9 protein-coding genes are annotated in these 10,170 nt (G+C 71.7%); 3 read left to right on the top strand and 6 right to left on the bottom strand.

What is annotated here, in order from left to right:
* From GA0115259_RS30060 to GA0115259_RS30035, 6 genes are all read right to left on the bottom strand, one after another.
* A partial coding sequence (locus tag GA0115259_RS30060) for an LLM class flavin-dependent oxidoreductase (RefSeq protein ID WP_141716746.1) occupies window positions 1-499 on the bottom strand: 499 nt, incomplete at its 3' end.
* Window positions 500-566: 67 nt separating this feature from the next.
* Complete coding sequence (locus tag GA0115259_RS30055; protein WP_093602856.1) at window positions 567-2,231, bottom strand: ABC transporter substrate-binding protein; 1,665 nt, start codon at window positions 2,229-2,231, stop codon at window positions 567-569.
* A 57-nt stretch (window positions 2,232-2,288) separates the two neighbouring features.
* Window positions 2,289-3,233 carry an ABC transporter ATP-binding protein gene (locus tag GA0115259_RS41285; protein ID WP_141716745.1) on the bottom strand — a complete coding sequence of 315 codons (945 nt, stop codon included), beginning with the start codon at window positions 3,231-3,233 and terminating at the stop codon, window positions 2,289-2,291.
* Window positions 3,230-4,120 carry an ABC transporter ATP-binding protein gene (locus GA0115259_RS41280; RefSeq protein WP_093602854.1) on the bottom strand — a complete coding sequence of 297 codons (891 nt, stop codon included), beginning with the start codon at window positions 4,118-4,120 and terminating at the stop codon, window positions 3,230-3,232. Before GA0115259_RS41280 ends, GA0115259_RS41285 begins: the two co-directional genes overlap by 4 nt.
* A complete protein-coding gene (locus GA0115259_RS30040) occupies window positions 4,117-5,025 on the bottom strand; it encodes an ABC transporter permease (RefSeq protein WP_093602852.1) in 909 nt (302 codons plus the stop codon). Before GA0115259_RS30040 ends, GA0115259_RS41280 begins: the two co-directional genes overlap by 4 nt.
* A complete protein-coding gene (locus GA0115259_RS30035; RefSeq protein WP_093602850.1) occupies window positions 5,022-5,972 on the bottom strand; it encodes an ABC transporter permease in 951 nt (316 codons plus the stop codon). Before GA0115259_RS30035 ends, GA0115259_RS30040 begins: the two co-directional genes overlap by 4 nt.
* 747 nt (window positions 5,973-6,719) lie before the next feature.
* Between GA0115259_RS30035 and GA0115259_RS30030 the strand changes: the two genes are divergently transcribed.
* From GA0115259_RS30030 to asnB, 3 genes are all read left to right on the top strand, one after another.
* Window positions 6,720-7,643, top strand: a complete 924-nt coding sequence (locus GA0115259_RS30030) for a response regulator transcription factor (RefSeq protein ID WP_093602848.1) — start codon at window positions 6,720-6,722, stop codon at window positions 7,641-7,643.
* Window positions 7,644-7,943: 300 nt separating this feature from the next.
* On the top strand, window positions 7,944-8,816 hold the full coding sequence (locus GA0115259_RS30025; RefSeq protein WP_093602846.1) for a hypothetical protein: 873 nt from the start codon (window positions 7,944-7,946) through the stop codon (window positions 8,814-8,816).
* Window positions 8,816-10,170, top strand: a 1,355-nt coding sequence (gene asnB, locus GA0115259_RS30020; protein WP_107469292.1) for an asparagine synthase (glutamine-hydrolyzing), incomplete at its 3' end; no start/stop codon positions are given. The genes GA0115259_RS30025 and asnB, both read left to right, overlap by 1 nt.

The following is a 10,170-nucleotide window of genomic DNA, read 5'->3' as shown; positions in this document are numbered from 1 at the left end:
GCGCGGGCGGGTGCGGCAGCCGGTAGCCGGTGATGGAGAAGGTGTCGAAGTCCCCGGCGATGTGTTCTCCGCGCAGCGCCCTGGTGACGAACCGCAGGACGTCCCTGGTGCGTTTGAACGGCTCGTCGAACGGGATGCCGTTGATGTCGGTGACATGGGCGGGCACCGAGGCGCCGAGTCCCAACAGCAGTCGGCCCGGCGCGAGTTGGGCCAGCGTCGCGGCGGTCTGGGCGAGGACGGCCGGCCCACGGGTGTGCACCGGTACGATCCCCGTCGCGATCCGCAGGGACGGCGACCACGCGGCGGTCGCCGCCAGCGGAGTGAACGCGTCGGTGCCACCGCCCTCCGCGCTCCACACATCCGTGTAGCCGAGGTCGGGCAGCCGCTCCACCAGGAAGCGGTGCCGGTCGATGGTCAGTCCCGGCAGTGGCAGTGTGATGCCCCACTTGGCCGGCGGAGTCACAACGGGATGGTGGTGCGGTGGCTGCTCGGCGGTCATGGAACCGGCCGTCCTTTCATGCCGTACGGGAGGTTACGTGCGGTGCCGTACGAGGGTTGTACGAGGCTTACTTGCCGACCTGTACCGTGGTGAGGTCCAGGAACCAGGACTGCGGCTGCACCAGTCCATGGACGGTGGGCGCGAGCGCCCGCGGATTGCGGTCGTTGACGACGAAGAGCCAGGGCGCGTCCTCGGTCACCTTGGCGAGGGCCTGCCGGTAGTCGGCCTGCCGCTTGCCCTGATCGGGTGAGCCGGCCGCCGAGGCGAGCAGCGCGTCCACCTCGGGATTGCTGTAGTGGCCGGTCCAGAACGGGCTCTTGCTGCCGATGAACAGCGGGAGCAGTGCCTCGGACTGGAAGAGCGTGGTGGACTGGGCGATGGCGTCGGAGCCGAGGGCCACCTCGCCCTTCGCCTCCGCACCGATCAGTGTGGACCAGTCGGTGGTACGCAGCTCCACCTTGATGCCCACGGCGGACAGATCCCGTTGCAGCGCCTCGGCGATCGGCACCGGCAGCAGATTGCCCGATCCTCCGGTGGGCACGGTCACGGAGGTGCTGAACCCGTCCACGTAACCGGCGTCCGCGAGCAGTGCCTTGGCCTTCGCCGGATCGTACCCGTAGAGGTCGCCGGACTTGTCGTACGCGAGTGTCGCCCGAGGAGCGGCCTGGTAGGCCGGATCGGCGGTGCCGTGCAGCAGTTTCTCCGCGATCGCCTCGCGGTTGACGGCGTAGTTGGCCGCCTGCCGGACCCTCGGGTCCTTCCAAGGGCCCTTCTCCGTGTCGAGGATCCAGTACCAGAGGTGGTCATAGCTGTTGGTGACCACCTTCACACCGTCGGCCTTCAGGCTCTCGATGTCGTCCGGGTTCGGATATTCGATCCAGTTGACGGAGCCGGAGCGCAGCGCGGCGGTACGGGCGGCGGTGTCCGGCAGCGCCTTGACGACCAGCTTGTCGAGCCTGGGCGCGCCGCGCCAGTACGTCTTGTTGGCGACGAGTTCGATCTGCTCGCCGGGCTTCTGGGACTTGAAGGCGAACGGACCTGTTCCGACCGGGTGCTTGGCGAAGTCGGCCGAGCCGGTGGCACGTACGGCGGTAGGGCTGGCGATCAGAACGTGGGCGAGGTCCTCGGGGAAGTGGCCGTTGGGCTCCTTGGTGACCAACTCGACCTGCCCGGTGCCGAGTTTGCGGTACGCGGTGATCCCGCCCGCGTACTCGCCCGCCGCGGCGCCCAGGGCGTCGGTGTAGTACTCGCTCTTCTTGTCGAGATAGCGGTCGAGGTTGAAGAGGACCGCGTCGGCGTTGAACGGTGTGCCGTCCTGGAAGGTGACGCCCTTGCGCAGGGTGAAGGTCCAGGTCTTCTTGTCGGCCGCGACCTTCCAGGAGGTGGCGAGCGCGCCGGTGACGGGCGGCGGACCGTCCGTGGTGGACAGGTCGTAGCGGGTGAGGCCCTCGTAGAGCTGGAAGCTGACCAGTCGCTTGCCCTCAAAACCGGCGCCGCCGATCACGGTGTCGGTGTTGGGCAGCTTTCCGGTCGCGCCGATGACCAGGGTGCCGCCCGGTCCGGAGGAGCCCGTACCGCCTCCGGAGCCGGAGCCGGGCGCGCAGCCGGAGGCGGTGATCAGCAGGGCCGCCGCGGAGAGCAGGGCCCCGGCGGACAGGGCGGTTCTCGCTCGGCCGCGGTGGTGGTGAGGATGGCGGTGCGTCATATCGGTCCTCTGTGTGCGGGATTCCATGGATCGAAGGTCGGTCGGCGGTCGGTCGGCGGTCGGCGTGTGGTGAGCGCGGGCCGGTCAGAGCGGCGCGGAGGGCTCGACGGCGGTGGCGCCGAGGGCGGTGGCGGGGCCAGGGACGGCGGCCGTATCCGCCGAGGCAGCCGCGTCGGTGGTGGTGCCCGTACCGACGGTGGCGCTCGTACCAGCGGCGCCCGTACCAGCGCCAGCCGTACCGGACGGCGCCTTCGCGGCGGCCAGCAGTGCCCGGGTGTACGGATGGCCGGGCGCCGCCCAGAGATCCGCGGCCGGGCCCTCCTCCACCACCCGGCCCTGCCGCAGCACCACCACCCGGTGGGCCAGCCTGCGGACCACGGCCAGATCGTGGGAGATGAAGAGATACGCGAGCCCCCGGCTCTCCTGGAGCTCGACCAGCAGATCCAGTACCTGCGCCTGGACCCGGAGATCGAGCGCCGAGGTCGGTTCGTCGCAGACCACCAGCTCGGGACCGGTCGCCAGCGCGCGGGCCACGGCCACCCGCTGGAGCTGCCCTCCGGACAGCTCACGCGGATAGCGCAGCGCCAGCGCCGGATCGAGCCCGACCTGACGGAACAACTCGGCGGTACGGTCGGCCCGTTCGCGCCGAGGTGTGCCCTGTGTCCGCAGGGCGAAGGCCACCGCCTCACCTGCCCGCAGGGCCGGGTTCAGCGAGCCGTGCGGATGCTGCGGCACGAACTGCAACCGGGCGCGCACGGGCCGGGCGGACCGGCCGCGCAGCCGGTACGGATCGTGCCCGGCGAACCGTACGGTGCCCAGCGTCGGCGCGAGCAGACCGAGGCTCAGCCGGGCGAGCGTGGACTTCCCGGAGCCGGACTCGCCGACCAGTCCGACCGTCTCGCCCGGAGCCACGGTCAACGAGACCCGGTCCAGGGCGGGCCGGCCGCCGCCGTCCGCACCATGCCTGGTCGCTCCGCCGCCCGGATAGCGCTTGGTCACTCCGGTGAGGGAGAGCAGGGCCTCGGTCATCGATGGCCGCCCTCTCCGGCGGCCACCAGTTCGGCCGCGTAAGGATGCCTGGGACGGGAGAGCACCTGCTCCGCGTCTCCCGACTCGACGATCCGGCCGCCGTGCATCACGGCGACCTGTCCGCCGATCCGCCGTGCCGCGGTGAGGTCGTGGGTGACCATCAGCAGAGCGATTCCGTGTACGGCGCGCAGGGACGCGAAGAGATCGAGGATCTGGGAGCGCACCACGGCGTCCAGGGCGGTGGTGGGCTCGTCGGCCACCAGAAGTCCGGGAGCGCAGGACACTGCCAGGGCGATCGCCGCCCGCTGGCGCAGTCCGCCGGACAGTTCGTGCGGATAGCTGCGGGCGATCCGGTCGGGCTCGTCAATCCCGGCCCGTTCGAGCAGACCGGGCACCGCCGCGCGTGCCGCCCTGCGCCCGGTGGCGATGCCGTGGCGCAGCAGTACCTCGGCGAGCTGGGAGCCGATCCGGCGCAGCGGATCCAGCGATCCCGTCGGGTCCTGCGGTACGTATCCGATGCGCCGGCCGCGTATCCGGGACAGCGCGCGCTCGTCCAGCGGACGCAGATCGGTGCCGTCGAGCTGTACGCGCCCGGTGACCTCGGCGCCGTGGCCGGGCAGTCCGAGGACCGTTCTGGCCGCGGTGGTCTTGCCGCTGCCCGATTCACCGACGAGGACCAGCGCGCCGCCCGGTTCGATGGTGAGTGTCACACGGTCGACGGCAAGGACGGGACCGGCCGGTCCCGGGTAGCGGACGGTCAGTTCCGTGACGGACAGCGCTGCCGGGCTCGGTACGGAGCGACTGGCTGACGCGCTCGGTACGGGATGGCCGGCTGCCGGGCTCAGTACGGGACGGCTCGCCGACGCGCTCGATGCGGGACTGCTCATCGGACGGCCTCCGGGAGCAGCGCCCGGCTGTCGCCGGTCCGTACGCGCAGGGCGTCGCCGAGCGTGTTGAAGACCACCGAGACGGCCAGGATGGTGAGCGCGGGGAGCACCGCGACGGCCGGATGGGTCAGCAGGGCCGGCCGCGACTCGTCCAGCATCGCGCCCCATTCCGGGTCGGGCGGCGCCACTCCCAGTCCGAGGAAGGAGAGCCCGGCCGCGTAGACGATGGCCAGCCCGACGAGCGACGAGCAGTAGACCAGGACGACGGGAGCCACGACCGGAGCGACCTGGCGGAGCACCACGGCGGTACGGCCCGCGCCGCTCACGCGGGCCGCCTCCAGATACTCGGCGGTGCGGATGCGCTGCACCTCGGTGAAGGAGACGCGGGCCACCGCCGGAGTGAGGACGAAGGACAGGGAGATCACGGTGGTGCTCAGTCCCGGTTCCAGCAGGGAGGCGACGGCGATGGCGAGCAGCACTCCTGGGAACGCGTACAGCACGTCGAGCGTACGGAGGAGGGCCTGCTCGGTGATCCGTCCGGCGAGACCGGCGACCGCGCCCAGCAGCGTGCCGGCCACGGCCGCGACGGCCACCGGCAGCAGCCCGCCGATCAGGGACGGCCGTACGGCCACGATCAGCCGGCTCAGCATGTCCCGGCCCTGGGTGTCGGTGCCCAGCGGATGGCCCGGTGTCCAGAGGCCGAGCAGCCGGTCGTCCAGGCTTCCGGCGACCGGGTCCTGCGGAGCGAGCCAGGGCCCGGCGACGGCCAGCAGCAGAAGGGCGGCGGCCAGCCCGGCGGGCACCAGCAGCCCGGGCCCGTACCGTCCTCGTACCGGCCGCCCCTTCTGCGCCTTCCGTTCCTCCTGGGCGTTCTGTGCTTGGGGCATGGCGGTCGGCTGTGTCATCGCGCGCTCCTGACCCGGGGATCGATGAGCGCGTGCGCCGCGTCGACCAGGATGTTGATGCCGACGAACGCGACCGCGACCAGCAGCACTCCTCCCTGGACGAGCGGAAGGTCCCGCGCGGTGAGCGCGTCGTACAGCAGTCGTCCGACTCCCGGCCAGGCGAAGAGAGTTTCCACGAAGACGACTCCCTCCAGCAGATAGGCGAGCTGGAGCCCGCCGATGGTGAGGAGAGCGGGTGAGGCGTTGTGGACGCAGTGCCGCAGTACGGCGGTCCGGCTCAGCCCTCGGGCCCGCAGGCTGTCCGCGAGGTCCGAGGTGAGCACGGAGCCGAGCGCGGTACGGAACACCCGGGCGGTGAGGCCCAGTGGTACGAGCGCGGCGGCGGTCGCGGGCAGCACGAGATGGCGTGCGAGGTCGAACGGGCCACCGCCGCCGAAGACATCGTGCGTGCCGCCCGCGGGCAGCCAGCGCAGCCATACGGCGAAGACGGCGATCAGCAGCAGCGCCACCGAGTACTGAGGCGCGGACACCGCGAGCGTGTTCAGCGCGCCGGACAGCCGTCCCAGCGCTCCTCTGGGACGCAGGGCGCCGAGCGCGCCGAGCGCCGTGCCACCGGTGACGACCAGTGCGAACGCGACGGCGGTGAGCAGCAAGGTCTGGCCGAGCGCGGGCAGCAGCGTTTCCATCACCGGGCGCTGTGCGGAGACGGAGACACCCAGGTCGAGGTGGAGCGCGTGCCAGAGCCAGTTCACGTACTGGACCGGCACCGGCTCACCGAGGCCGAGCCGCTCCGTCAGCTCCCGCCGTGACTCCGGTGGCGCGCCGGGCCCGAGCAGGGCGCTGACCGGATCGCCCGGGATCAGGGCGACCGTCAGGAAGACCACGACCGTGACGCCGAGCACGGTGGGCACGGCCAGCAGCAGCCGGCGTAGCAGAAAACGCCTCACCCGTCGGCCCGCCGGGCGAGGACACCGGGGCGACCGGCGGCGGACGGGCATGGGCGGCGGAACATGAGCGGTCCTTCCAGGAGTTCGAGGTGGCGGCGCGACGTGGTGCGGTGGCACGGTCCCGGGACGGCCGGTACGGAACCGCCGTCGGCGCCCGTTCGGAAGGTCCGTCCGTACGGAAGGTCCGTCCGTACGGAAGGTCGCGTAGGTTCGGTCGCGAGGATGGACCAGCACGGCACCGTCGGGCCCGGTGAGGCCGGACCGGGCCGCCGAGTCGAAGAATGAGGGATGTCAACACCGGTCAGCCAGGCAACAGTTCATGCTGATACCCGAGGTCATAGGATCCGGTGTCCTCGGTACACGGGTGAGTGTGACCTGTGCTGCCCTGGCCGATATTGACCCACAGCAAGCCCCTTACTAGGCTGTAAATATGGCTATTCCGTGCACCGACTTCACCTTGGTCGGTATCGGCGGCTCGTGGCACCGCAGGTGCTTCGACGAGCTGTGTAGCGCCCTCGTGCGGCGCTGACCTTCGGCTCTTCCCCGAACAGCGGCGCCCTCTCCTCCTCCTGCCGGGCCCTTTCCGTCCCCCAGCCCAGGTCACCGCCGACCTGATGGCAGGCCAGGGATACGCGGAGAACTCCGGCGTCACCGTCGTATCCGAGGGGAACGCAGCGCGATGCCATACCACTTCCGAGAACGTGCTCCCAGAACGACCGTCTCCCTCCGCCGGAGGGGTGGCCAGTCATGGAACTACTGACCGAGGCGGATCCGGGCGCCGGGCGCGGCCGACGGCAGCCGGCGCGCCGTGCGTCGCGCGCGCTGCTCGGGCGTACGGGCCCCGAGGCGCTGCACACCGAGATCGACAATCCGCTCGATCTGATCGCGGGCCATCAGATGCTCGCCGAGCCGGAGGACCGCAGAGCGGGTCTGACGGCCTCGCCGCGGCTCAACCCGGCGCCCGTGGGCTGCACCTGCGGCCATCCGCTGTGCACGGAGTCCGCCCACCGCGAGACGCTGCCCACACGGGTGTTCCTGGTGGAGCGCCATCCGGTGGCGTGCGCGGGACTGCGCAGTGTGCTGGGGCCCGTGCCGGACATGGCGGTGGTCGGCAGCTCAGGCAATCCGGACCGGGCGCTGGAAGCCGTACGCAGGATCCGTCCCGATGTCATCCTGCTCGGCGGCGGCGACACGCTGGGCGACGATCTGTCCGCCGTGGTCCGGCTGCGCGGCCCGGAGGGCTTCCCGGGCGCGCGGGTGCTGCTGCTGCGGCGGGCCGAGAGCACCACGGAGGCCAGCCGGATGCTGCTCGCCGGAGCGAGCGGCTGCTTCCCGCTCGAACTGGCGGAGGACCGGATCATCAGTACGGTGTCGATGGCGGCGGCCGGAGCGACGGTCTTCCTGCCTGCGCCACCGCCGGTCCAGGTCCATCCGGCCAGCCTGGCCGGCCACGCGGGCGAACCGCTGCCGCAGCACTGCGGGCTGACGGGCCGCGAACGCCAGGTGCTCGCGCAGCTCGCCCGAGGTCTGAGCAACGCGGAGATCGGCCGCGAACTCGCCCTCGCGGAGGCGACGGTGAAGAAGCACCTCACCCAGGCGATGCGCAAAACGGGCCAGCCGGACCGCCTGCGAGCAGCGCTCTACGCCCACCGCCACGGCCTGGCGGGCTGACCTGGCCAAGGGCGTACGGCACCGCGCGCCGAGGGCGAGGACAAGATACGGCGCCGTGCGCCGCGCCGTACCTGTGACACCGGCGCACAGACGCAAGGGCGGGCCCCTCACGGGTGCCCGCCCTCTTGTGTGTACGCCGACGCGCCCGCGCCGGGCGACCTTTGGAGTATCCCGCGTGGGCTCATCGTCGCCGTTACCGACTCCGTTCGGGGCTTCTGGGCGCCCTGGCCGCGTACCTAGCGTTAACGGGCGGACCAGAAGTCGCCCGGTCCTCTTCCACGCCTGGCCAAGGAGATCCCGATGAGCGATGCGGCCGAAGGAGGCATCGCCCGCGCCGGTTCGCGCGACACCGCCGCGCACGGTGCCGGTACGCCGCCCGAGACGGAATCCGCCGACAGCAGACGCGCCCGGACGACGGTCCTGCCGGACGACGGCACGGCCGGCGGCGCCGTACGACCCGAGAAGTCCCGCAATCCGTACCGCTCGATGCCCGACGCGGAGCGCTCCGCCCTGTGGCGGCAGCGGCTCCACGAGGCCGAGGCCGGTCTCACCGGGCTGCTCGCCTCGCTCGGCGACGAGGTCCATCTGACCGACTGGTTCGCCCTCCAGGCCGAGCTGTTCGCCGATCTGCCGGATCCGCGCACCGCACCGGCCGCCGAGTGGCAGCGTGTCTTCTTCCGGGACCAAGCACTGATGGAACGTTTCCTCGTGGCCCGTTACGGCGAGGCGATACTCGCCGACTGGGCCCGCGCCAACGCCGGAGTGCATCGCCAGGTGGAACCCGACCACGGCCGTGGCGCCGGCGATCCCGTCCACCGGATCGCCCGTCAGGCCGAACTCTACGGTTCCGACTACGAGTTCGACGACGAGTCGGCGGACGAGTTCGAGGACGACTCCGTACCGACGAGCCTCACGCACGCCGCGCTCACCATCACGCACTGCGCCATCTGGGACTACCGCGAACAGGCCCGCCGCAACGGCGTACGGCTCACTCTCGCCTCGCCCTGCACGTACTGCACCGAGGCCCTGAGCGCCAATATCCGCGCCAAGGGCTATGTGCCCGCGCACCAGTTGCGCACCGGCCCCACGGGACACGGCTGCCGCTGGGAGGCCACGGCGCCTCCCGCCCCGGCCGCCGCGCCCTCCCCCACCGACGAACTCCAGGAGCCATGATGTGCGGAGTCACCGGCTGGATCGACTGGGAAACCGATCTCCGGAGCGAGGAGGCGACGCTCCGGGCGATGACGGAGACGCTCGCCTGCCGCGGTCCGGACGACTCCGGCGTCCTGCTCTCCCGGCACGCCGCCCTCGGCCATCGCAGACTCGCCGTCATCGCGCCCGACGACGGCGCCCAGCCCATGGGCACGGCCACCGGCGACGGACCGCGCACCGTGCTGACCTATAACGGAGAGCTGTACAACTACCCGGAGCTGCGCGAGGAGTTGCGCTCGCTCGGCCATGAGTTCCGCACCCGCTCCGACACGGAGGTCGTCCTCCGTGCCCATCTCCAGTGGGGCGCCGACGCGCCGCGCCGCTTCAACGGCATCTTCGCGTACGCGCTGTGGGACGACCGCAACCAGGAACTCCTGCTGGTCCGCGACCACTTGGGCGTCAAACCGCTGTACTGGCATCCGCACGCCTCCGGAGTGCTCTTCGGCTCCGAGCCCAAGGCCGTACTCGCCCATCCGCTCTTCCACGCCGAACTCGACGCCGAGGGCATGGCCGAACTGTTCGCCCTGCCCGCCGCGCCGACCGCGGGCCACGGCATCTTCCGTGGACTGTACGAGGTGCTGCCCGGCCAGACCGTCACCGTACGGCGCGGAGCGACCCGTACCGCCCTCTACTGGCGGCCCACCGCCCGCGTCCATCCCGACGATCCCGCGACCACCCGCGAGACCGTACGGGCGCTGCTCGCCGACACCGTCGAGCGCCAGCTCCTCAGCGATGTCCCGCTCTGCACGCTGCTCTCCGGCGGTGTCGACTCCAGCGCTGTCACAGCCCTTGCGGCGGCGGCGCGGGAGCGCGCGGGCCACTCCAAGGTGACCAGCTTCTCGGTGGACTTCCCCGGCAGCGCCGACCGCGCGCCCGACGCCTGGCGGACCGGCGCGGACGCGCCCTTCGTCCGGGCCGCCGCCGAACACATCGGTACTCTCCACACCTCCGTCCTCATCCCGGACGACGATCTGCTGGACGCCCGTGACGCCGTGCTGCGCGCCCGGGACCGCCCCGGCTGGGGCGAGATGGACGCGTCGCTGCATCTCCTCTTCCGCGAGGTACGCAAACATTCCACGGTGGCCCTGTCCGGCGAGGCCGCAGACGAGATCTTCGGCGGCTATCCGTACTTCCACGATCCCGCCGCGCTCGCCGCGGACACCTTCCCGTGGCTGCACGGCCGCACGACTCCGGCCGCGCTGCTCCGTCCCGAGGTGGCCGCCGAAGTCAGGCCCGAGGAGTACACCGCCGAGCGGTACCGCCGCTCGCTGGCCGACGTACCGCGGCTGGAGGGCGAGGCGGGCGCCGGCCGCCG

Source organism: Streptomyces sp. MnatMP-M17 (genome assembly GCF_900091995.1).
Lineage (GTDB): Bacteria > Actinomycetota > Actinomycetes > Streptomycetales > Streptomycetaceae > Streptomyces.
The sequence above is the reverse complement of the archived record's forward strand: the minus strand, read 5'-3'. Positions and strand labels throughout refer to the sequence as shown.